Origin of the sequence: Streptomyces sp. NPDC005483 (assembly GCF_040606035.1) — a bacterium.
Classification (GTDB): Bacteria; Actinomycetota; Actinomycetes; order Streptomycetales; family Streptomycetaceae; genus Streptomyces.
Genome location: NZ_JBEXEA010000017.1, coordinates 131456 through 152304 on the forward strand (window position 1 = coordinate 131456; position 20849 = coordinate 152304).

Here is a 20849-nt window from a genome sequence, read left to right on the forward strand (position 1 = left end):
GCACGGCGCTCAGCGCTCGTACATCCCCTCGATCGCCCCCGCGAAGTCCTTCATGACCGCCTCCCGGCGCAGTTTCATCGACGGGGTCAGGTGGCCGGCCGACTCGGTCAGGTCGGTCGGCAGGACCGTGAAGCGGCGGATGGATTCGGGGCGGGAGACCATCTTGTTGGCCTCGTCCACCGCGCGTTGCAGGACGTGTCTCAACTCCTCGTCGTTGACGAGGAGTTCGGCGGGGACGGGGTGTTTGCCGTTCATCTGGCGCCAGTGGTTGACGCCGTCCATGTCGAGGCTGATCAGGGCCGAGATGTAGGGCCGGCGGTCACCGAGGACCATGCACTGCGAGATCAGGGGGTGGGAGCGCAGCCAGTTCTCCAGCGGGGCCGGGGCGACGTTCTTGCCGCCGGCGGTGATCAGGATCTCCTTCTTGCGGCCCGTGATCGTCAGATAGCCCTCGTCGTCCAGCTGCCCGATGTCGCCGGTCGGGAACCAGCCGTCGGCGGAGGCGGGGGCGACCCCCTCCCCGTACGGGTCCCAGTAGCCGCGGAACACCTGGCCGCCGTGCAGCAGGATCTCGCCGTCCGCCGCGATGCGCACCCGGGTGCCGGGCAGGGGCCAGCCCACCGTGCCCAGGCGGGACTTGAGCGGGGGCGTCACCGTGGCCGCGCCCGTCGACTCCGTCAGGCCGTAGCCCTCGTAGATCTCCATGCCCGCGCCCGCGTAGAACGCGGCGAGGCGGCGGCCGAGGGGGGAGCCGCCGGAGATGATGTGCCGGATCCTGCCGCCCATGGCGTTGCGGATACGGCGGTACACCAGCGGGTCGTAGAAGGTGCGGGCCGCCTTCAGGGCGGCGCCCGGGCCGGAGCCGGTGCCCGCGAGGCGGGCCTCCGTCGCCTCGCCGTAGCGCACGGCGACATTGGTCGCGCGGTCGAAGACGGTGACGCGGCCGCCGCTCTCCGCCTTGGCGCGGGCGTTGTTGAAGACCTTCTCCAGCATGTACGGGATCACGAGCAGGAAGGTCGGCTTGAAGCTGGCCAGGTCGGCCAGCAGGTCGTCGGCCTGGAGGCTCGGCGCGTGCCCGAGGCGGACGCGGGCACGGACGCAGGCGACGGCGACCATGCGGCCGAAGACGTGCGAGATGGGCAGGAAGAGCAGGGTCGCCAGGTCCGCCTCGTCCGACTTCGACTTGAAGACCGGGTAGAGGAGTTCGATCGCGTTGTCGACCTCGGTGAGGAAGTTGCCGTGGCTGAGCACACAGCCCTTGGGGCGGCCGGTGGTGCCGGAGGTGTAGACGACGGTGGCGACCGTGCCCGGGCCCAGCATGCCCCGCCGTACGCCGATCTCCTGCTCGGGGACGGCCTGGCCGAGCTCGCCCAGGCGCTCCACATGACCCTTCTCCATGATCCACATGTGGCGCAGGTCGGGGAGGCGGCTCAGCTCGGGGCCGAGGGCGGCGGCCTGGGCGGCCGTCTCGGTCACCAGGGCGACCGCGCCGGAGTCCTGGAGGATGAACCGGGTCTGGAAGACGGAGGACGTGGGGTAGATGGGGACCGTCACCAGGCCCGCGGCCCAGGCGGCGAAGTCGAGGAGCGTCCACTCGTACGTCGTACGCGCCATGATCGCGACCCGGTCGCCCGGCATCAGGCCCTCGCTGATCAGGCCCTTGGCGACGGCCAGCACCTGCTGGGCGAACTCGGCGGCCGTGAGGTCGACCCAGTGGCCGTCGTCGGTACGGCGGCTCATCACCCGCTGCTCCGGCGCCGCCTCCGCGTTGTCGAAGGGCAGGTCGGCGAGTGAGCCGTGGGTCAGCGGCGGGACCAGCGGCGGCACCGACACCTCGCGGACCTCACCGTCCAGCCGCACGATCTCTGGTTCCACGAGTACGGGTGCGCCGTCGTAGTCGTGGCCGGACACGTACGAGAGGGACATGGTCAGCTCCTGGGACGTGCAGCTCGGTACAGCTCCGCTGCATGAGGTACGCAGGGGACGTACCGGGGCGTTCACCCGCGAGTGCGCCGGGAAGGGTTACCAGGGGTTAGGACGGTGATCCTAAGTGGCTCAAGTGGCGAGCCTGTGCGGGTTCGTTGATGGTCCGGAGCCGGGACTGTGCAATCTCGACCGCAAAGTGAGACTTTGTCAGCTATCGGCCCCTACGGGCGCTCCAGAATCGCCGTGACGCCTTGCCCGCCCGCCGCGCACACCGAGATCAGGCCGCGCCCCGGGCCCTCCCGCTCGGCCAGCAGCTTCGCGAGCGTGGCCACGATCCGCGCACCGGTCGCCGCGAAGGGATGCCCGGTGGCGAGGGAGGATCCGGTGACGTTGAGCCGGTCCCGGTCCACCGGGGCCAGGCCCCGCTTCTCCCAGGCCGCCAGGGTCGCCAGGACCTGGGAGGCGAAGGCCTCGTGGACCTCCACCAGGTCGAAGTCCTCCATGCCGAGCCCGGCCCGCTCCAGCATCCGGGGGACGGCGTGGGCGGGAGCCATGAGCAGCCCGTCCTCACCCTGTACGACATCCCCCCGCACGAAGTCCACGGCCGCCGTCTCGTACGCCGTGAGGTACGCCAGGACTTCCAGGCCGCGCGCCTCGGCCCACTCCTCCGACGCGAGCAGCACGAGAGCCGCGCCGTCCGTCAGCGGGGTCGAGTTCCCGGCCGTCATGGTGGGTTCCGGGTCCTTGAGGCCGAACACCGGCTTGAGCCCGGCGAGTTTCTCGGCGGTCGAGTCGGGACGGAGGTTCTGGTCGCGCGCCAGGCCCCGGAACGGAACCACCAATTCCCGGAAGAAACCCCGCTCGTACGCCGCCGCCAGCCGCTGGTGACTCGTCGCCGCCAGCTCGTCCTGCGCCTGGCGGCTCACACCCCGCGCGCGGGCGGTGACGGCCGCGTGCTCGCCCATCGACAGACCGGTACGGGGTTCGGCGTTGCGCGGGATGTCGGGCACGAGGTGGGTGGGGCGGATGCGCGCGAGCGCCTTCAGGCGGCCGCCGGCCGACTTCGCCCGCCGGGCCTCCAGCAGAATGCGGCGCAGGTCGTCGTTGACGCCGAGGGGCGCGTCGCTCGCGGTGTCCGCACCGCCCGCGATCGCGGACTCCGTCTGCCCCAGGGCGATCTTGTTGGCGGCGGCGATGACGGCCTGGAGACCGGTCCCGCACGCCTGCTGGATGTCGTACGCCGGGGTGCGCGGGTCCAGCCGCGAGCCGAGGACCGTCTCGCGGGCGAGGTTGAAGTCGCGGGCGTGCTTGAGGACGGCACCGGCGACGAACTCCCCCACGGTGCCCGGCTCCTGGAGCCCATGGCGTTCGACGAGGGCATCGAGGGCGGCGGTGAGCATGTCCTGGTTCGAGGCGGTGGCGTACGGGCCGTCCGAGCGGGCGAAGGGGACGCGGGTACCGGCGACGATCGCCACGCGCCGGGCGACCGGCGGCTTCAGGGGCCTCATCTCCACCAGCTCCTCACCTCGAAAATCGAGTTACCTACGGTAACCTTACTCCAGAGTAAGGAATCTGCGACCGACCCGGGAGATGGACATGGCCGACCGCTATCTGAGCTTCACCGGTACCGCGCCGGGTCGGTTCCTCACCAGCCGTCTGGGACTTCCGCAGCCGGCGGTGCTGCGGCGGTGGTCGCAGGAGTCCCCGGCCTTCGACGGTGGGGTGCTGCTGCTCACGGCGGGCAAGTCGGAGCTGTCCGGTCCGGAGCTGTCCGGTCCGGAGTTCCCCGCCCCGTCGGACGCGCCCGCCGCCGTTCTCCTCGACGCCACCGGTGTACGGGACGTCGAAGGGCTCGCGGAGGTGCATGCCGCTCTGCACCCGGTCGTGCGGTCGGTCGCCGGGTCCGGGCGGGTCGTCGTCCTGGGGGCGCCGCTCGACCCCTCCGACCACCACCAGGCCGCCGCCCAGCAGGCGTTGGAGGGGTTCACCCGCTCGCTCGGCAAGGAGATCGGGCGGGGCAGAACGGTCAATCTCGTACGGCTGACCGACGCGTCCGCGGCCGAGTCGACCCTGCGCTTCCTGCTCTCCCCCAAGTCGGCGTACGTCAGCGGCCAGGTGATCGAGGTCGGACAGCCGCAGGAGGCCGACGTCGACCGGGATCACCCCTTGGCCGGGCGGACGGCCCTGGTGACCGGCGGGGCGCGGGGCATCGGTGCGGCGGTCGCCGAGACGCTGGCGAGGGACGGGGCGCGGGTGGTCGTACTCGATGTGCCGGGGGCGTCGGCGGACGCCGAGCGGCTGGCCGCGCGGCTCGGGGGCAGTGCCCTCGCGCTGGACATCACGGCCGCGGACGCGGGCGCGCGGATCGCTCAGGCGTTGCCGGACGGGCTGGACGTGCTGGTCCACAACGCGGGCATCACCCGGGACCGGCGCCTGGTCAACATGCCCGCGGAGCGCTGGAGTTCGGTGCTCGACGTGAACCTGGCGAGCGTGCTGCGCACCACGGACGCGCTGCTGGAGACGGGCACGCTGCGGCGGGGCGGGCGGATCGTCGCCACCGCCTCCATCGCGGGGCTCGCCGGGAACGCCGGGCAGACCAACTACGGCGCCAGCAAGGCCGGTGTCGTCGGACTGGTGCGCTCCCTGGCACCCCGGGCACTGGCCGAGCACGGGGTCACGGTGAACGCGGTCGCCCCGGGGTTCATCGAGACGAAGATGACCGCGGCGATCCCGCTGTTCATCCGGGAGGCGGGGCGGCGGATGAACTCCCTCGGACAGGGCGGACTGCCCGTCGACGTGGCCGAGACTACGGCGTGGCTGGCGCATCCGGCGTCCGGAGCGGTGAACGGGCAGGTCGTGCGGGTCTGCGGCCAGAGCTTGCTGGGGGCGTAGTGGGGATGTACGCGGACGACACACAGGCCGAGGGGTCGCACGGCGGGGGCGGACGGGCCTCGGGCTCGGGGCCCGCGGGGCCGGACTCCGGTGGGCTCCCGACCATCCTCACCCGGTCGCCCTCCCTCCTCCCCCTCCTGGCCGCGGGCGCCCTGCGCTCCCCCTTCAAGCGGCCCTCCGCCGGCGCGGCCTTCCCCCGGACCCGGCTGGTGCTGCCCCGGCTGCGGGTTGACCTCGCGCGGCTGGCCGCCTACGAGCGGGTGTGCGGCTTCCCGACCGGGGAGGACGCGCTGCCGGTGACGTATCCGCATGTGCTGGGCTTCCCCCTGGCCATGAGGCTGATGAGCGGGCGGGACTTCCCGCTGCCGCTGCTCGGACTGGTGCACACGTCGATCGAGGTCACCCGGTACCGGGAACTGGCCGCGTCGGGTGAGTACGAACTCACCGTGTACGTCGACGGGTTGGTGCCGCACCGGCGCGGTACGGAGGTCGCGGTCGTCACCGAGCTGCGGGTGGGCGAGGAGGTCGTGTGGGAGTCGGTGAGCACCTATCTGGCGCGGCACCGCACGACGGAGACCGGCGGTCAGCCGTCAGGGGACCGGGAGCAGCACGAGTCGCTGCCCGGAGTCGCCGAGTGGCGGCTGGCCGGGGACATCGGACGGCGTTACGCCGCCGCGTCCGGGGACCGCAACCCGATCCACCTGTACCCGCTCACGGCCCGCCTCTTCGGCTTCCCGAGGGCGATCGCGCACGGCATGTGGACGGCGGCCCGCTGTCTGGCGGCGCACGGCACACCGCAAGCGGTGCTGGTACGGGCCGAGTTCAGGGCGCCGGTGCTGCTGCCGGGGACGGTGACGTACGCGGCGGACGGCGAGCGGTTCGAGCTGTGCGGCGGCGACCGGGTGCATGTGAGCGGGGGCGTGTACGCACTGCCCGGGCACGGTCCGGAAGGCGCCGTCAGCTGACCTGGAGCGGGGCGCTCCCGGAAGACGTGTCCTGGAGGGTCCACGGCCGGCCCTCCATCAGGTTCCCGAGACCGGCCCACGCGAAGTTCATGAGGGTGGCCGCCGACTGCCGCGCGGTCACGCCCTCGGTCGCGTTGGCCCAGGCGGCGAGGGACTCGGCGGCACCGACGAGCGCCTCGGCGAGGCCGGCGACCTCACGCTCGGGCAGATCGGGGTCGCGGTGGGCCTCGCGGGCCGCGACCACGATCAGATGGGTCACGAACGCGACGATCTCCTCGCGCATCGCGGTGACCTCGGCGGCGAACGCCTCACCGTGGATACGGGCCTGGAGATGCAGCACGGACCAGCCGTGCGGGCTCTGCGAGGTGTGCGTGAAGAACGCCAGCAGCCCGTCCCAGAGCTGACGGTCCGCGGGCAGGTCGGTCCGCACGCCCGTCCGCACGGCCTCGGTGAGCGCGGCCGCCTCCCGGCGGATGCACGCGGTGAAGAGGTCTTCCTTCGAGTTCAGGTACAGATAGACCAACGGCTTGGACACACCGGCGAGTTCGGCGATCTCGTCCATCGAGGCGGCCATGTACCCGCGCTGCCCGAAGATCTCGACGGCGGCGTCCAGCATCTGCTGCTCCCGCACGGCACGCGGCATGCGCTTGCTCTTCACGACACCCATGCGCAAAGCGTACGGTCACGCGGGCACGGCAGCAGGGGCGTTGACGTCAGGAGGTCTGCGGGGCCTGGCCCTGGGAGGGGGCGGCGGACTCGTCGGCGGCCTCGTCCTCCTGGCTGCGGTTGGCCTCCAGGTTGGCCTTCATGCGGTCGACCCGCTGCACGACCTGGATGGAGGCGCGGTCGCGCTCCTTGCGCAGGACCACGAAGCTGATGGGGGCGGAGAGCAGCAGGGAGAGCAGGACGATCCACATGCCGTTGGAGTCGCCGAGACCGCGCGGGGCGAGGCCGGAGTAGACGAGGCCCCAGACGACCACGAGGCAGCCCACCAGGATCCCGAGGCGCATCAGCGTGTAGCGGAGCATGTCAATCCACTCTTCCGTATCCGTATCGAACGGCTCGAACACCCCAAAGGGGCACTGTCCAGTGAAGCACGCCGGGCACCCGATCTTCGACGCGGGTCAGGCGAGCGGCAGCAGCATGATCACGTCGTCCCGGTCGTCACCCGGCGCCACCCGGATGGCGTCCGGGATGCGGCCGACCTCCTTGTAGCCGCAGGAGCCGTAGAAACGCTCCAGGCCGAGACCGCCGCGGCAGGTCAGCCGGATCGCCTCGATGCCCGCGAAGGTGCGGGCCGCGTCGGCCGCCGCGGAGAGGAGGTCGCGGCCGTAGCCCCGGCCCTGGTGGCGGGGGTGGACCATCACCGTGTACAGCCAGACCCAGTGGGTCATCAGGCGGTGCGTGTTGAAGCTGAAGAAGGCGGTGGCGGCGACCCGTCCCTCCTCGTCGTGTCCCACGAGCAGCCGTGTCCGCCCCTCCGCCATGCCCGCGAAGTGCTTCACCAGCTCGGGGCGGATCGTCTCCGGCTCCACCGGTGCGACGAACCCGACGGCGCCACCGGCGTTGGAGACGTCGGCCCACAGGTCGAGGATTCCGTCGCGGAGGGCGGGGGTGACGGCCGGGTCGAGGGTGAAGGTAAGGGGCATGAGGCGAGACATTACGTCTGGGTCGCCTCAAGTGGGGTCCGGCGTCACGTACGTCACCCGAGCGCCCGGGCCGCCACCTCCAGGTCCGCCACCAGGCCCCGGTAGGCGGCCTCCCTGTCGTCGGCCCGCAGCACCGCCGACGGATGCACGGTCGGCACCAGGCGCTCGCGCCTGCCGTGGATCTCCTCCTCCAGCACGGTCCCGCGCACCTGCGTCACCCGGAACGACGAGCCGAGCAGCGCCTTGCCCGCGGTGGCGCCGAGCACGACGATCAGCTCCGGTCCGACGAGTTCCAGCTCCCTGGCGAGCCAGGGGGCGCAGGCCGTCATCTCCCTCAGGTTCGGCGCCTTGTGGATACGGCGTTTGCGCGGCTCGGCCTGCGTGAACTTGAAGTGCTTGACGGCATTGGTGACGTAGGCGTCCGCCGGGTCGATCCCGGCCTCCGCGAGGGCCCGGTCGAGGAGCTTCCCGGCAGGCCCGACGAACGGCTTCCCCTGCCGGTCCTCCTGATCACCGGGCTGCTAGCCCACGAGCATCACGCGCGCGTGTGCGGTGCCCTCGCCGAAGACGGTCTGCGTGGCGTCCCGGTGGAGGGGGCACCCATGGCAGCCGGCGGCGGCCTCGCGCAGGGCGGCCAGGCCGCCACGGTCCGGGAGGAAGGGTTCGGCGGTGTACGCGTCCTCAGGTGCCTCGGCGCTCACCATGACGGCCGAGTACCCGTGGGCGCGGGCGGTGAACGAAGGGGGTGCGGTCTCGGGCCCGGGTGCCGGCCGGTGGGGGTTGATCGCGCAGTTCCCCGCGCCCCTGGCGGCATTCACGTGCCCGTAGGTACGGGCGGTGAGCGAAGGGGGTGCGGTCTCGGGCCCCGGGTGCGGGCCGGTGGGGGTTGATCGCGCAGTTCCCCGCGCCCCTGGCGGCGTCCACGTGCCCGTAGGTGCAGGCGGTGGGCCAAGAGGGGCGCGGTCTCGGGGCCGTGAGGGTTGATCGCTTAGTTCACCGAGTGTCGGCTTCCGCGACCCGGGCCGCCTCCGGGCGCTCAGAGACGCATCGGCTGCGGTGCCTCCCGGCGGCCCGTGTCCGGGCCGTCGTACTCGCGGATGATCTCGTACCGCGTGTTCCGCTCGATCGGGCGGAAGCCCGCGTCGCGGATGAGGTCCAGCAGGTCCTCACGGGTCAGCTTGTTCGGCGTGCCGTAGTTGTCGGCGTCGTGGGTGATCTTGTACTCGACCACCGAGCCGTCCATGTCGTCCGCGCCGTGCTGGAGGGCCAGCTGGGCGGTCTGGACGCCGTGCATGACCCAGAAGACCTTGACGTGGGGGACGTTGTCGAACAGCAGGCGGGAGACCGCGAAGGTCTTCAGGGCCTCCGCGCCCGTCGCCATCTGGGTGCGGGACTGAAGGCGGTTGCGCACCTTGCCGTCCTTCACGTCCACGAAGTCGTGCTGGTAGCGCAGCGGGATGAAGACCTGGAAGCCGCCGGTCTCGTCCTGGAGCTCACGCAGCCGCAGGACGTGGTCCACGCGGTGACGGGGTTCCTCGATGTGGCCGTACAGCATGGTGCTCGGGGTCTTCAGCCCCTTCTCGTGCGCCAGGCGGTGGATGCGGGACCAGTCCTCCCAGTGGGTGCGGTGGTCCACGATGTGCTGCCGGACCTCCCAGTCGAAGATCTCCGCGCCACCGCCGGTGAGGGACTCAAGACCCGCGTCGATCAGCTCGTCGAGGATCTCCGACGCCGACAGACCCGAGATCGTCTCGAAGTGGTGGATCTCGGTCGCGGTGAAGGCCTTCAGGGAGACCTCCGGAAGCGCCGCCTTCAACTCGCGCAGCGACCGCGGGTAGTAGCGCCACGGCAGGTTCGGGTGCAGCCCGTTGACGATGTGCAGCTCGGTGAGGTTCTCGCCCTCCATCGCCTTGGCGAGCTTCACCGCCTCCTCGATGCGCATCGTGTACGCGTCCTTCTCCCCCGGCTTGCGCTGGAAGGAGCAGTAGGCGCAGGACGCCGTGCACACGTTGGTCATGTTGAGGTGACGGTTGACGTTGAAGTGGACGACGTCGCCGTTCTTCCGCGTCCGCACCTCGTGCGCGAGACCGCCCAGCCAGGCCAGGTCGTCCGACTCGTACAGCGCGATGCCGTCCTCACGGGTCAGCCGCTCACCGGCCCTGACCTTGTCCTCCAGCTCGCGCTTGAGCCCGACGTCCATGCCCACACCTCTCTCCGACGACCCCGAACGACTCCGACAACCGTACGTCTACGCCTCTTCGGGCAGCTCGCCGACCCGGTTCTCCCACTTCGTCGACAGCACGATCGTGGTGCGGGTCCGGGAGACCCCCTCGGTCCCGGACAGCCGCCGGATGATCTTCTCCAGCCCGTCGACGTCAGGCGCCCGGACCTTCAGCATGTACGAGTCGTCGCCCGCGATGAACCAGCAGTCCTCGATCTCACCGAGGTCTCTCAGCCGGCGCGCCACGTCCTCGTGGTCGACCGCGTCCCCCAGCGAGATACCGATCAGCGCGGTGACGCCGAGGCCGAGCGAGGCGGAGTCGACGGTGGCGCGGTAACCGGTGATGACACCGGCCGCCTCCAGCCGGTTGATGCGGTCGGTGACGCTGGGTCCCGACAGACCGACGAGGCGCCCCAGCTCCGCGTAGGAGGCCCGGCCGTTCTCCCTCAGGGCCTGGATGAGCTGCCTGTCCACCGCGTCCATGGGATCGAAGCCTTCCGCTGAAAAAGTGCCTGAAGTGATGAGAGGTACTGCCACTTGCCTTGCTGACCCGACGTGCCGTGCCGACCTGACCCGCCCTACTGACCCGGGGCGCCGCCGCCCAGTTCGCCCCGCCAGCGCCGGTACAGGTCGTGCCCGACACCCGCCGCGTCCAGCACCCGCCCGGCGACGAAGTCCACCAGGTCCTGGATGTGGGTGGCGCCCGCGTAGAACCCCGGCGAGGCCGGGACCACGCTCGCGCCGGCGTCGTCGAGTGCGACGAGGTGCCGGAGCGTCTGGCCGTTCAGGGGAGTCTCCCGTACGGCCACGACCAGCGGGCGCCGCTCCTTCAGCGTCACGCTCGCGGCCCGCTGCAACAGGTCCTTGGAGAGGCCGAGGGCGACTCCGGCGACACAGGCGGTGGAGGCGGGGACGATCAGCATCCCCTTGCTCGGATACGACCCCGAGGACGGCCCTGCGGCCAGGTCCCCGGCGTTCCAGTACCGCACGGCGCTGATGTCCGCCTCGAAGGTGCCGGGCTTGCCGTCGGCCCCCCGGTCCAGCCATTCCCGCAGGTCCTCGCGCCAGTGCGCGTCCCGGAACGAGATCCCCGTCTCGTCGAGGAGGGTGAGCCGCGAGGCACGGGAGACCACCAGGTCGACGCTCTCACCGGCGGCGAGCAGCGCACGCAGTACGGACGCGGCATACGGGGTGCCGGAGGCGCCGGACACCCCTACGATCCAAGGCGTACGCCGCGTCTCTCCTGGCTTGACTGGGTTCACACCCCCGAGCCTATCCGGCGTCACAGGGTGGGAACCGGCCAAGGGGGGTCGGGCGTTCTTCCGACGGGGAGGGGATCGGCATGACGGGCAGGGAACTCGAGTGGTCGCGCGGTGACCGTGCGAAGGCTGCGGCCAAGCTGATGGCGGGCTGGGTCGCGCTGCTATGGCTGCTGGAAGTGGTGGACGTGGCGAGCGGCCACGCCCTCGACGGCCTCGGCATCACCCCGCGCACCCCGTCCGAGCTGGTCGACGTCGTCCCGGCCGCCTTCATCCACTTCGGGTTCGCCCACGTGGCCGCCAACAGCGTCCCGCTGCTGGTCATGGGGTTCCTCGCGGCCCTCGGCGGCCTGCGCCGGTTCGCCGCCGTCTGCGCCCTGATCATCGTGGCCGACGGCCTCGGCGTCTGGCTCATAGCCCCGGCCCACACCAACACGGCGGGCGCGTCGGGCCTGATCTTCGGCCTGTTCGGCTACCTGCTGGTGAGCGGGGTGGTGGAGCGCCGCCCGCTGGGCGTTCTCGCAGGGGTGCTGGTCGGTGCGATCTGGGGCAGCTCGATCGTGATGGGCCTGGCGCCGACCCAGACCGGGGTCAGCTGGCAGGGGCATCTGCTGGGGCTGATGGCGGGAGTGGCGGCCGCGTTCCTGCTCAGGCGCAAGCCGGGTCACGACGCGCTCCAGGCGTGAGTGAACCCACTCCCCCACCGCCTCGCAGCCCGCCGGGCCTGGTGGCAGGGGTGGCAACGGCGTTCGCGTTCAAACACCGAGGACCTGTACCTACTCAGGGGCGCGGGGAACTGCGCGAGCAACCCCCACAACCCGCAAGCCCGCAACCGACCCGCGGGCCCCCATGATCCCGCCTCAGACCGTCAACCCCCGCACCAGCAGATCCAGCAGCGCACACACGAACAGGGCAATCCCGATGAAGCCGTTGACGCTGAAGAACGCCCGGTTGAGGCGGGACAGGTCATGCGGACGCACGATCGAGTGCTCGTACACGAACGCACCCGCGACGATCATCAGGCCCACCCAGAAGAACCCGCCCGCCTCCGTGGCCACGGCGTACCAGATCAGGAGGGACGTCGTCAGGGCGTGGCACACCCGGGCCCCCCAGATCGCCGCCGGGATACCGAACCGCGCCGGCACCGACATGACGCCGATCTCCCGGTCCGTCTCCACGTCCTGGCAGGCGTAGATCAGGTCGAACCCGCCGATCCAGATGCCGACGGCCAGACCGAGGATGACCGCGTCCCAGGACCACTCCCCGGTGATCGCGAGCCAGCCGCCCACCGGACCCATCGCCTGGGCGAGACCGAGGATGGCCTGGGGGAAGTTCGTGAACCGCTTCCCGTACGGGTAGACCACCATCGGGATCACCGCGACGGGAGCGAGCGCCAGGCACAGCGGGTTCAGCAGCGCCGCCGAGCCGAGGAAGACCACGACCGCGACCAGTGCGCCGGTCCAGGCGTGCTTCACCGACATCGCCCCGGTGACCAGCTCCCGCTGTGCCGTCCGGGGGTTCCGCGCGTCGATCTCCCGGTCGATGATCCGGTTGACCGCCATCGCGAAGGTGCGCAGGCCGACCATGCAGACCGTCACCAGGAGCAGCCGCCCCCAGTGGATGTTCTTGTCCCACTCGTACATCGCGGTCAGCGCGGCGATGTACGCGAAGGGCAGCGCGAAGACCGAGTGCTCGATCATCACGAGACGCAGGAAGCCCTTCACCTTCCCCGTCGGCTGAGGGGCCGGGCCCGGGCCCACGACCCCGTCGGCGGTGGTCATCATGCGAGGCTCCCGAGGAAGGCGTCGAGGTCGGTCAGGAGTGCGGCGGCGGACAGCGGGCCCGTCTGCACGGTCAGCGGTGTCCCGGCGTCGTCGGGCGGGGTGATGTGCGCTGTGAAGGCGTATCCGTCCGCGCCGGCCGGGCGGGCGTCCAGCCGCAGCGCCGCTCCGCCGTCGACCGTGAACGGACCGTCCGCCGCACTGAGTTCCGCGCGCAGCCGCTCCGCGAAGTCGGCGGGTTCCGCGTCGCGCACACCGGGCAGCTCGAAGCCGTCGCCGTCGCCGCCGTGCTCGAAGAGGACGGCCCAGGTGTCACCTGGGCCGGCGAGCTCCTCCGGCGTGACGCCCGCCTGCTCTGCGGCCGCCCGGACACCCGGGTCGGCCGGGTCCAGTCGGGGCCGCACGAGGGCCACGTAGTCGGTGTCGGTGCCGATGAACAGGGCCGGGCCGCCCGCGGGGATGGGGCTCACAGGCCGTACTCCTTCCACCGGCGGTCGACCTTCGCCGCCGTCTCCGGGTCGGACAGCACCATCTCGGGCCAGCCGCCGTCCCGTGTGTAGCCCTCCTCGGGCCACTTCCTCGTCGCGTCGATGCCCGCCTTGCCGCCCCAGAACTGCTGGTAGGAGGCGTGGTCGAGGTGGTCGACCGGTCCCTCGACGACCGAGAGGTCACGGGCGTAGTCGGTGTTGCCCAGCGCCCGCCAGGCGACCTCGTGCAGATCGTGCACGTCGCAGTCGGCGTCGACGACCACGATCAGTTTGGTCAGCGACATCATGTGTGCCCCCCAGACCGCGTGCATCACCTTCTGCGCGTGCTTCGGGTACTTCTTGTCGATCGATACGATCGCGCAGTTGTGGAAGCCGCCCGCCTCGGGCAGGTGGTAGTCCACGATGTCCGGAACGATGATCTTCAGCAGGGGGAGGAAGAAGCGTTCCGTGGCGCGTCCCAGCGGTCCGTCCTCCGTCGGGGGGCGGCCCACGACGATCGACTGGAGCAGCGGCCGCTTCCGCATCGTCACGCAGTCGATCTTCAGCGCCGGGAACGGCTCCTGCGGGGTGTAGAACCCTGTGTGGTCCCCGAAGGGCCCCTCCGGCAGCATCTCGCCCGGCTCCAGCCAGCCCTCGATGACCACCTCGGCCTGCGCGGGGACCTGGAGCGGGACCGTCTTGCAGTCCACCATCTCGATCCGCTTGCCCGCGATGAACCCGGCGAAGAGGTACTCGTCGATGTCCCCGGGAAGAGGGGCCGTGGAGGCGTAGGTGACCGCGGGCGGGCAGCCGAAGGCGATCGCGACCGGGAGGCGCTCGCCCCGCCGGGCGGCGACCTGGTAGTGGTTGCGGCTGTCCTTGTGGATCTGCCAGTGCATGCCGATCGTGCGCTTGTCGTGGCGCTGCAGGCGGTACAGACCGAGGTTGCGGATCCCGCTCTCCGGGTCCTTGGTGTGGGTGAGTCCCAGGTTGAAGAAGGACCCGCCGTCCTGCGGCCAGGTGAAGAGTGCCGGGAGCTGGTCGAGGTCGACGTCGTCCCCGGTGAGGACGACCTCCTGGACCGGGGCGCCCGCGGACTTCACCTTCTTGGGCGGGACGTGCGCCATCGCGCCGAGCTTCCCGAAGGCCTCACGCACGCCGACGAAGCCGTGCGGGAGTTCGGGACGCAGCAGCCCGCCGATCTTCTCGGAGATCTCGCCGTACGACTTCAGGCCCAATGCCTTCAGCAGCCGGCGGTCGGTCCCGAAGACGTTCATGGCGAGCGGCATGGCGGACCCGCGGACGTTCTCGAAGAGCAGCGCGGGGCCGCCCGCCTTCTGGACCCGGTCGACGATCTCCCCGACCTCCAGATACGGGTCGACCTCGGCCTTGATCCGCTTGAGGTCTCCCTCGCGTTCCAGTGCCCTGAGCAGGGAGCGAAGATCGTCGTAAGCCATGGGGTCAAGTATCCCCGAGCCGCTACCCTGACCCCGTCAGGGGCCCGTCACAGGCTCCACACAACGTTCCCTGGGGGGCCAAAAGACATGTTCCGGCTGCTGATGTACCTGATTCCGCTGGCGCTGACGATCTACGCGTTCATCGACTGCCTCAACACCCCCGAGGACGAGGCGAAGCACCTTCCGAAGATCGCCTGGGTCTTCATCATCCTGCTGTTCTGGATCGTCGGCCCGATCGCCTGGCTCGCCGCGGGCAAGCTGCGCACCCCGCCGGTGAACGGCCGTACCCCCTCCGAGTGGCACCGCAACCACCGCATGGAGTACGTCGCCCCCGACGACAACCCCGAGTTCCTGAACTCCCTCAAGGCCGAGCACAAGAAGGACGAGGCCCTGCTGAAGGACTGGGAGGCCGACCTGCGCCGCCGCGAGGAGGAACTGAAGCGCCGGGAGCAGGGCGAGGACCCGAAGGCGAACTGACCCGGGGCCGTACGCCGTGTAAGCCGTACACCTTGTAAGCCGCCGAGCCCCCCGAAGCGGACATTGCGCCCCTGGGCGGAGCCGGACGCGGGCCGGACACTTACCTCGCATGACGACAGCTCCCGCCGACTCCGCCGGCACCCTCGCTCCCGCATACGGTGACAAGGTCATCGCCGTCGAGGCGGCGGGCTCGGAACCCATCCCCGAGGCCGAACGCCACGGCGGCCCGCTCCAGCTCCTGTGGACCTGGGCCTCTCCGAACATCGAGTTCGCGACCGTCTTCATCGGCGTGATCGCGGTCCTCTTCTTCGGCCTGAGCTTCTGGCAGGCCACGGCCGCCATCGTGCTCGGCACCGCCCTCGGCGCGATCACCCAGGGCGTCCTGTCCCTGGACGGGCCCCGGTTCGGGGTGCCGCAGATGGTGATCGGCCGCTTCTCCTTCGGGCACCGCGGCAACATCCTGCCCGCCGCGGCCAACGGCCTGGTGGCGGGCGTCGGCTGGTTCGCGGTGAACAGCGTGAGCGCGGCCTTCGCGCTCAACACCCTGACCGGGCTGCGCCCGTTGCCGTCCCTCCTCCTGGTGGTGGCCGCCGAGATCCTGATCGGCTTCATCGGCCACAACTTCGTCCACGTCTTCGAGAAGTACGCCTTCCCCGCCCTCGCGGTGATCTTCCTGCTCGCCGGGGTGTGGACCTTCAAGGACGCCGACCTCGGCGGGGGCGGCACCGGCGGCGGCGTCGGCGGGTTCCTGCTCGCGTTCAGCGCGGCCTGGGGCTACGCGGCGGGCTGGAACCCGTACGCCTCGGACTACTCGCGCTATCTCCCCCGTACCGCGAACAGGTTCAGGACGATCCTCTACCCGGCGCTCGGGCTGTTCCTGTCGGTGACGGTGGTCGCGGTGATCGGCGCGGCCTCTGCGACCATCCTGGCCCCGAAGGACGCGACCCCGACGGCGGCCTTCACCGGCCATCTGCCCGGCTGGCTGGGCGACCTGGTCCTGCTCGCGATCATCCTGGGCGGGGTCTCGGCCAACGCCCTCAACGTGTACTCCGGTGCCATCTCGATCGCCTCCTTCGGCCTGGACCTCCCCGCCTGGCTGAGCCGGAGCGTGCTGGTCGTGGTGTCCGGGGTCGCCGGTACGGCGGCGGCGTGGGCCTCGCTCTCCGACGCGGGGGCGGCGTATGAGGCGTTCCTGCTGGTGATCGCGTACTGGGTGGCGCCCTGGCTGGGCGTCGTCCTGGTCGAACGCCTCACGCGCTCCCGCACCTCCCACGACGTCCTCGCCGCCCGCCTCACCGACCGCGCCTTCACCAACTGGCCCGGTCTCGCGGCCCTGTTGATCGGAGTGGCGGTCTCAGTCCCCCTCTTCTCCAACCAGGAGGACTACGTCGGCTACGTACCGGAGCACTGGCCGTCGTTCGGGGACATCACCCCTGTAGTCGGCTTCGCGGTGAGCGCGGTGCTGTACGCGGCGCTGCGGAGGCGGTCACCGGCCAGGTGACGGCCGCTCAGGCCGAGGACCGGACGGTCGGCAGTGCACGGCCGTTTCCCTCGGCCCGGGCGACGAGGGTGCCCTCGGTGCACTGGCGGCGGCCTGCGCGTCGACGGCCGCAGTGTCGGCACAGGTGAGCCGCCGCCGCGCTGCGGGGCCCCCGTAGCCGGAAAGCCCACGGGGGCCCCGCCCGCCGTGCTCTCCTCAGGCGACCGTGATCGAGTCCAGCTTCGCCCGCAGGTACGTGTGGGAGTCGACGGGTTCGTACGCCACGCGTCCGACCGGTGCCGGGACGGACTCGACGGTCGTGCCCGGGGTGCACTCGCCGAAGTAGACCAGTGACATCAGTTCCTCGGCGGGCGCGTCGGCCGGTGGCGGCAGCACCCGGTGCCGGCCGGACCGCCAGCGGTCGCCGGTCCAACGGGCCATCAGGTCACCGATGTTGATGGTGAACGCGTCGGGGTCGAAGGGCGCGTCCTCCCAGCCGCCGGCGTCCGTGAAGACCTGGAGGCCGCCCTTGCCGGCCTGCCGGTCGAGGATCGTGACCGTGCCGAAGTCGGTGTGCGGGCCGATACGGAACTGCCCGGGCTGCGGCTCCCCGATGACCTCGGTCCCCGGATACCAGTTGATGTTGAAGCCGTAGGTCGGATGGTCCATGTGCCGGGAGAAGAAGTCGGGTTCGAGCCCGAGGGCCTCACCGAGGAGGGAGAGCAGCCGCTTCTCCAGCTCGCCCATCTGCTCCAGGTACTCCTCGCACAGCGTCCGCAGTTCCGGCACCTCGGCGGGCCAGACGTTCGGCGCGTACCACTCCGCGTTGACGACCGGGTCCTCGAAGGGCTCGTGCGTGGCGAAGGTCAGCGACTCCTTCAGGTCCGGCGGGGTCTCGGTCCCCTCCGAGTAGCCGTTGGCCTCGGCGCCCGGACCGAGCCATCCCCGGCCGCCGACCTTCGCCTCGTACTCCCTCTTCGTCTCCGCGGGCAGCCGGAAGAAGGTCCGCGCCGCCTCCCGGATCCGGGTGCGCAGGGCCGGGTCGACTCCGTGCCCGGTGACCAGCAGGAAGCCGGCCGTCCGAAGCGCCTCGTCGACGGTCCTGGCGATCGCCGCGCGGGCCTCGGGGTCGCCGTCCACCCAGGGGCGCAGATCGATCGTGGGGATGCGGGGCTCACTCACCGATGTCCTCATTCCACAGTGCCGGGTTCTTCTCGATGAAGTCGGTCATCATCCGGACGCACTCGGGATCGTCGACGAGCACGATCTCCACCCCGTGCCCGGCGAGCCAGTCGTGGCCGCCGTGGAAGGTGGTGGCCTCCCCGACCACGACCCGCCCGATCCCGAACTGCCGGACCAGTCCGGAGCAGTACCAGCAGGGCGAGAGGGTGGTCACCATCGTCGTACCGCGGTACGACCGCTGCCGTCCGGCCGCCCGGAAGGCGGCCGTCTCGGCGTGCGTGGAGGGGTCGTCGTCCTGGACGCGCCGGTTGTGGCCGCGTCCGAGGAGGGTGCCGTCGGCGCCGTAGAGCGCGGCCCCGATGGGGATGCCGCCCTCGGCGAGCCCGGCGCGGGCCTCCTCGACGGCGGTGGCGAGCCACTGGTGTGCCTGTGCCTGATCCATGCCTCTCACTCTCCTGTGGCCGAAACACGAGGGCAACGTGCGGAAAGTACTCTCCGGGCAGCCCACAGCCGGACGAACTGTCGGGAGGCGCGCATGCCCGCACTCACCCTTCGCGAGATCCTGACCCTCGATCCGGTCCGCGCCGCCGAGCCCGACCTGCTGGCCGGACACACCGCGCTGGACCGCCCGGTGCGCTGGGTGCACTCGAGCGAGGTCTACGAGGGCGCGAACTTCCTGGACGGCGGCGAGCTCCTGCTCACCAACGGCTTCGGCCTGTCCGACCCCGACGAGGAGACCCGTCGCCGCTACGTCCGGGAGCTGGCCGCCCGGGGCGCCGCCGGGCTGGCGGTGGAGGTCGGCCGGTCCCTGCCGGTGATGCCCGCCGAGGTGGTCGACGAGGCCCGCCGCCGTGAGCTGCCGCTGCTGGCGATGCACCGGGTCGTGCCCTTCGTACGGATCACGGAGGCCGCCAACCGGGCGATCGTCGCCCGCGGTCTGTCGGGCCGTTCGGTGGTACGGCCGTGGGGCGACGACCATACGGCGGCCCTGCTCGCCGACCTCGCCGACCGGGCGGCGCTGAACCAGCCGGAGGTCGAGGCGCGGGCGGCGCTCGCCGGGTTCCATCCGGGCCCGGGCGCCCGGCTGATCGGGGTGTCGCTGCACGGCACCCGGGACGTGAGCACCGTCGACCGTGCGGTACGGCTGCTGGGCGGGGCCGGGGTGGTGCGGGCCGCGTTCCCGGGCGACGTCCTGGCACTGCTGTCCCTGCACGGCGCCACCCGCCCCGGCGACCCGGTGAAGGCGGTCCAGGAGGTCTTCCGCACGACGGCGGCCCCCGGACTCACGGTCGCCGTGGGACACGCCGTCTCCGCCTCCGACGGCGGCTGGCTGCGCTGGAGCGACACACTGCGGGCGGCCCGTACGACGCTGGAGCTGGCGTTGACCGTCCCCTCGGCCGAACCGGCTGACCCGGAGGGCCCCCTGGTGACCTCGTCGAGGGCACTGGCCCTGGAGCGGGAGCTGACGAGGGGTGGGGTGGACGCCAACAGAGAACGCCTGTCGGCCCTGGTCCAGGGCACCCTGGGCCCCCTGCTGTCCTGGGAGGCGGCCCACCCGAGTGACCTGGTCCGCACCCTGGAGACCCATCTGAGGAACGGCTGCTCCCCGACCCGCACGGCCGCTCTGCTCCACATAGGCCGTCAGTCGCTGTACCAACGCCTGGAGCGCATCGAGACCTTGCTGGGCCTGGAGATCGACGACCCGGACCTGCTGGGGGAGCTGCTGACGGCGACCTGTGCGCACCGGGTCGTACGTGAAACGCGGCGGCCGGCCGCGACGGCGCCGCACCTCAAAAGAACCGCTTAGCGCAGGGTGACGAGGTGCGTCCCGTTGAAGGGCGCGTAACACGTGACCGTCGGCGGCGTCCGCAACCCGTCCTCCTCGGCGAACAGCCTCCGCACGGCCTCGAAGGACACCTCCCCGCTCACCACCGGCGCGACCCGGTCGTAGAACTCCCTCGACGCCTGCGGCAACGCCGTCCCCGGCTCCCCGTCGTCCTCACCCCAGACATCCCACAGCAAGGTCTCCACCTTGTTCAGCGCGGCGAGGTCGAGCCGGATGTTGCCCGCCACGAACCGCTCCCCGAAGAACGGCCCCTCCGTCGGCGGATGCAGTCCGAAGGCCGTCTCGTCCGCCCCGCCCTCCCGGATCGCCCGCCAGGCCTCACCGGCGACGAGGAAACGCGACCGGGGAACGTCCATCGGGTCGAAGTCCACCGCCCAGTTGGCCGTGAACTCCGGGTCGGCCAGCTGCGCGTCCGCCAGCAGCCAGCCCCGTTCCTCGTCCCAGTACTCGGTGACGACGTGGTCGCCGTGGAAGCCGGTCGTACCGAAGTAGTCGGCGAACCCGGACCGCAGCCGGGCCGGGATGCCGGCATGGCGCAGGAGGGAGACGTGCAGCAGCGTGAAGTCACGGCAGATCCCGACGAACCGGTCCCCCGGCTCGCGCCGCACGGTCAGCGGGGCGTCGTTCCGCTCGGTGAGGATCCGCAGGACGACGTCGATGTAGCGGGACTCCGCGTCGTTGTGGAGCCGGTCGGCCGGATGGGTGTGGCCGAAGAGATCACCCTCGACCCGGTGGATCATCACATCACGTACGACACGGGCCAGTTGGGCGGGATCGTGCGGCAACTCGTCGTAGAGAAAGGCGAGTTCACCCGGGTCGGAGAAGGCACTCTGCTCGGCGTAGAAGGAGAGGGACACGGCGGGCTCCCGAAAGGCGTCATCGACCACGTGTTCGATTACGGGCCGGCGCACCCCACCGTGTCAAAATTCCCCGCCGAATGTCCAGGAGACGGGCGGCACTTCACGAGGATCGACCGACCCTCAGCAGCAGCTTGCCCGTGTGACCGGCAGGGACACGGTCCCGTCGGCCGGCTCGTGGAGCAGCGTGACGAGGGGCCGAGGCGGGTCAACCGGCTGCGGCGGGCGGAGTTCGACGCCCGCTTCCCGGGCCTGCTGGAACTCGTGCTCAGAGCGGGCTCCTGACCGGTCCCAAGTCGACACTTTCGTAACCCGACGGACATCACGCGATCTAGTCCGAACCAACTCCCCCTCCGTACCCTGTAATTGATACACAGCGCGCATGGGGGG

General features: G+C 71.1%; 20 protein-coding genes and 2 pseudogenes. 7 read left to right on the forward strand and 15 right to left on the reverse strand.

Annotated features, from left to right (window positions below; translation table 11 throughout):
- Positions 1–9 precede the first annotated feature (9 nt).
- A complete protein-coding gene (locus tag ABZT06_RS30105; RefSeq protein ID WP_355747710.1) occupies positions 10–1926 on the reverse strand; it encodes an AMP-dependent synthetase/ligase in 1917 nt (638 codons plus the stop codon).
- 221 nt (positions 1927–2147) lie between these two features.
- Positions 2148–3434 (reverse strand): acetyl-CoA C-acetyltransferase, encoded by a 1287-nt coding sequence (locus ABZT06_RS30110; RefSeq protein ID WP_355747713.1) that lies wholly within the window; start codon positions 3432–3434, stop codon positions 2148–2150.
- Between the two features lie 88 nt (positions 3435–3522).
- Between ABZT06_RS30110 and ABZT06_RS30115 the strand changes: the two genes are divergently transcribed.
- On the forward strand, positions 3523–4818 hold the full coding sequence (locus ABZT06_RS30115) for a 3-oxoacyl-ACP reductase (protein WP_355747716.1): 1296 nt from the start codon (positions 3523–3525) through the stop codon (positions 4816–4818).
- On the forward strand, positions 4818–5783 hold the full coding sequence (locus ABZT06_RS30120) for a MaoC/PaaZ C-terminal domain-containing protein (protein WP_355747719.1): 966 nt from the start codon (positions 4818–4820) through the stop codon (positions 5781–5783). Before ABZT06_RS30115 ends, ABZT06_RS30120 begins: the two co-directional genes overlap by 1 nt.
- Here ABZT06_RS30120 and ABZT06_RS30125 read toward each other — a convergent pair.
- The 7 genes and pseudogenes from ABZT06_RS30125 to ABZT06_RS30155 all read right to left on the reverse strand — a co-directional run bounded on the left by ABZT06_RS30125 (position 5776) and on the right by ABZT06_RS30155 (position 10915).
- Positions 5776–6450, reverse strand: coding sequence for a TetR/AcrR family transcriptional regulator (locus ABZT06_RS30125; protein ID WP_355747722.1), 675 nt, complete (start codon positions 6448–6450; stop codon positions 5776–5778). The two genes, ABZT06_RS30120 and ABZT06_RS30125, sit on opposite strands and share 8 nt — an antisense overlap.
- A 46-nt stretch (positions 6451–6496) precedes the next feature.
- Positions 6497–6811: a DUF4229 domain-containing protein gene (locus ABZT06_RS30130; RefSeq protein ID WP_355747725.1), complete on the reverse strand. Its 315-nt coding sequence runs from the start codon at positions 6809–6811 to the stop codon at positions 6497–6499.
- Between the two features lie 96 nt (positions 6812–6907).
- Positions 6908–7432, reverse strand: a complete 525-nt coding sequence (locus ABZT06_RS30135) for a GNAT family N-acetyltransferase (RefSeq protein WP_355747728.1) — start codon at positions 7430–7432, stop codon at positions 6908–6910.
- Positions 7433–7485: 53 nt separating this feature from the next.
- A pseudogene (locus ABZT06_RS30140) lies at positions 7486–8136 on the reverse strand (UdgX family uracil-DNA binding protein).
- A gap of 332 nt (positions 8137–8468) precedes the next feature.
- The gene (gene mqnE, locus ABZT06_RS30145) at positions 8469–9632 is read right to left on the reverse strand and encodes an aminofutalosine synthase MqnE (RefSeq protein ID WP_355747731.1); all 1164 of its coding nucleotides are present in this window, start codon (positions 9630–9632) and stop codon (positions 8469–8471) included.
- A gap of 48 nt (positions 9633–9680) precedes the next feature.
- Positions 9681–10136 carry an Lrp/AsnC family transcriptional regulator gene (locus tag ABZT06_RS30150; RefSeq protein WP_007383915.1) on the reverse strand — a complete coding sequence of 152 codons (456 nt, stop codon included), beginning with the start codon at positions 10134–10136 and terminating at the stop codon, positions 9681–9683.
- Positions 10137–10231: 95 nt separating this feature from the next.
- Positions 10232–10915 carry a UbiX family flavin prenyltransferase gene (locus tag ABZT06_RS30155; RefSeq protein WP_355747735.1) on the reverse strand — a complete coding sequence of 228 codons (684 nt, stop codon included), beginning with the start codon at positions 10913–10915 and terminating at the stop codon, positions 10232–10234.
- An 80-nt stretch (positions 10916–10995) separates the two neighbouring features.
- On the opposite strand from ABZT06_RS30155, the gene ABZT06_RS30160 reads away from it, so the two are divergent.
- Positions 10996–11598, forward strand: a complete 603-nt coding sequence (locus ABZT06_RS30160; RefSeq protein WP_355747738.1) for a rhomboid family intramembrane serine protease — start codon at positions 10996–10998, stop codon at positions 11596–11598.
- Between the two features lie 174 nt (positions 11599–11772).
- Here ABZT06_RS30160 and mqnP read toward each other — a convergent pair whose 3' ends face one another.
- From mqnP to ABZT06_RS30175, 3 genes are read right to left on the reverse strand one after another with little or no spacing between them, the layout of a single operon-like run.
- On the reverse strand, positions 11773–12696 hold the full coding sequence (gene mqnP, locus ABZT06_RS30165) for a menaquinone biosynthesis prenyltransferase MqnP (RefSeq protein ID WP_355747741.1): 924 nt from the start codon (positions 12694–12696) through the stop codon (positions 11773–11775).
- A complete protein-coding gene (locus ABZT06_RS30170) occupies positions 12693–13163 on the reverse strand; it encodes a hypothetical protein (protein ID WP_355747743.1) in 471 nt (156 codons plus the stop codon). Before ABZT06_RS30170 ends, mqnP begins: the two co-directional genes overlap by 4 nt.
- Entirely contained in the window at positions 13160–14617 is a 1458-nt protein-coding gene (locus tag ABZT06_RS30175; RefSeq protein WP_355747745.1) for a menaquinone biosynthesis decarboxylase, read from the reverse strand. The genes ABZT06_RS30170 and ABZT06_RS30175 overlap by 4 nt, the downstream gene beginning before the upstream one ends.
- Positions 14618–14704: 87 nt before the next feature.
- Here ABZT06_RS30175 and ABZT06_RS30180 point away from each other — a divergent pair, with 87 nt between their 5' ends.
- Positions 14705–15094 (forward strand): PLD nuclease N-terminal domain-containing protein, encoded by a 390-nt coding sequence (locus tag ABZT06_RS30180; RefSeq protein ID WP_355747747.1) that lies wholly within the window; start codon positions 14705–14707, stop codon positions 15092–15094.
- Between the two features lie 109 nt (positions 15095–15203).
- On the forward strand, positions 15204–16595 hold the full coding sequence (locus tag ABZT06_RS30185) for a cytosine permease (RefSeq protein WP_355747750.1): 1392 nt from the start codon (positions 15204–15206) through the stop codon (positions 16593–16595).
- 195 nt (positions 16596–16790) lie between these two features.
- Here the strand turns inward: ABZT06_RS30185 and ABZT06_RS30190 are convergent, their stop codons facing one another.
- Both ABZT06_RS30190 and ABZT06_RS30195 read right to left on the reverse strand, forming a co-directional pair.
- Positions 16791–17768 carry a 2-oxoglutarate and iron-dependent oxygenase domain-containing protein gene (locus ABZT06_RS30190; protein ID WP_355747753.1) on the reverse strand — a complete coding sequence of 326 codons (978 nt, stop codon included), beginning with the start codon at positions 17766–17768 and terminating at the stop codon, positions 16791–16793.
- Positions 17749–18198, reverse strand: coding sequence for a nucleoside deaminase (locus ABZT06_RS30195; RefSeq protein WP_355747756.1), 450 nt, complete (start codon positions 18196–18198; stop codon positions 17749–17751). Before ABZT06_RS30195 ends, ABZT06_RS30190 begins: the two co-directional genes overlap by 20 nt.
- A gap of 93 nt (positions 18199–18291) precedes the next feature.
- Here ABZT06_RS30195 and ABZT06_RS30200 point away from each other — a divergent pair, with 93 nt between their 5' ends.
- Complete coding sequence (locus tag ABZT06_RS30200) at positions 18292–19563, forward strand: PucR family transcriptional regulator (RefSeq protein WP_355747758.1); 1272 nt, start codon at positions 18292–18294, stop codon at positions 19561–19563.
- On the opposite strand, the gene ABZT06_RS30205 is transcribed toward ABZT06_RS30200, so the two are convergent.
- On the reverse strand, positions 19560–20459 hold the full coding sequence (locus tag ABZT06_RS30205; RefSeq protein WP_355747761.1) for a transglutaminase domain-containing protein: 900 nt from the start codon (positions 20457–20459) through the stop codon (positions 19560–19562). The two genes, ABZT06_RS30200 and ABZT06_RS30205, sit on opposite strands and share 4 nt — an antisense overlap.
- Before the next feature lie 174 nt (positions 20460–20633).
- On the opposite strand from ABZT06_RS30205, the pseudogene ABZT06_RS30210 reads away from it, so the two are divergent.
- Positions 20634–20744, forward strand: a pseudogene (locus tag ABZT06_RS30210) (transcriptional regulator); the annotation flags it as partial.
- Between the last annotated feature and the right edge of the window lie 105 nt (positions 20745–20849).

What these genes read in the sequence shown, in the direction of transcription:
- ABZT06_RS30195 (WP_355747756.1), bottom strand. Translation starts at nt 18,198, where the DNA reads ATGGATCAGGCACAGGCACACCAGTGGCTCGCCACCGCCGTCGAGGAG.
- ABZT06_RS30110 (WP_355747713.1), bottom strand. Translation starts at nt 3,434, where the DNA reads ATGAGGCCCCTGAAGCCGCCGGTCGCCCGGCGCGTGGCGATCGTCGCC.
- ABZT06_RS30135 (WP_355747728.1), bottom strand. Translation starts at nt 7,432, where the DNA reads ATGCCCCTTACCTTCACCCTCGACCCGGCCGTCACCCCCGCCCTCCGC.
- ABZT06_RS30130 (WP_355747725.1), bottom strand. Translation starts at nt 6,811, where the DNA reads ATGCTCCGCTACACGCTGATGCGCCTCGGGATCCTGGTGGGCTGCCTC.
- ABZT06_RS30200 (WP_355747758.1), top strand. Translation starts at nt 18,292, where the DNA reads ATGCCCGCACTCACCCTTCGCGAGATCCTGACCCTCGATCCGGTCCGC.
- ABZT06_RS30115 (WP_355747716.1), top strand. Translation starts at nt 3,523, where the DNA reads ATGGCCGACCGCTATCTGAGCTTCACCGGTACCGCGCCGGGTCGGTTC.
- ABZT06_RS30150 (WP_007383915.1), bottom strand. Translation starts at nt 10,136, where the DNA reads ATGGACGCGGTGGACAGGCAGCTCATCCAGGCCCTGAGGGAGAACGGC.
- ABZT06_RS30125 (WP_355747722.1), bottom strand. Translation starts at nt 6,450, where the DNA reads ATGGGTGTCGTGAAGAGCAAGCGCATGCCGCGTGCCGTGCGGGAGCAG.
- mqnE (WP_355747731.1), bottom strand. Translation starts at nt 9,632, where the DNA reads ATGGACGTCGGGCTCAAGCGCGAGCTGGAGGACAAGGTCAGGGCCGGT.
- ABZT06_RS30180 (WP_355747747.1), top strand. Translation starts at nt 14,705, where the DNA reads ATGTTCCGGCTGCTGATGTACCTGATTCCGCTGGCGCTGACGATCTAC.
- ABZT06_RS30185 (WP_355747750.1), top strand. Translation starts at nt 15,204, where the DNA reads ATGACGACAGCTCCCGCCGACTCCGCCGGCACCCTCGCTCCCGCATAC.
- mqnP (WP_355747741.1), bottom strand. Translation starts at nt 12,696, where the DNA reads ATGATGACCACCGCCGACGGGGTCGTGGGCCCGGGCCCGGCCCCTCAG.
- ABZT06_RS30105 (WP_355747710.1), bottom strand. Translation starts at nt 1,926, where the DNA reads ATGTCCCTCTCGTACGTGTCCGGCCACGACTACGACGGCGCACCCGTA.
- ABZT06_RS30160 (WP_355747738.1), top strand. Translation starts at nt 10,996, where the DNA reads ATGACGGGCAGGGAACTCGAGTGGTCGCGCGGTGACCGTGCGAAGGCT.
- ABZT06_RS30190 (WP_355747753.1), bottom strand. Translation starts at nt 17,768, where the DNA reads ATGAGGACATCGGTGAGTGAGCCCCGCATCCCCACGATCGATCTGCGC.
- ABZT06_RS30175 (WP_355747745.1), bottom strand. Translation starts at nt 14,617, where the DNA reads ATGGCTTACGACGATCTTCGCTCCCTGCTCAGGGCACTGGAACGCGAG.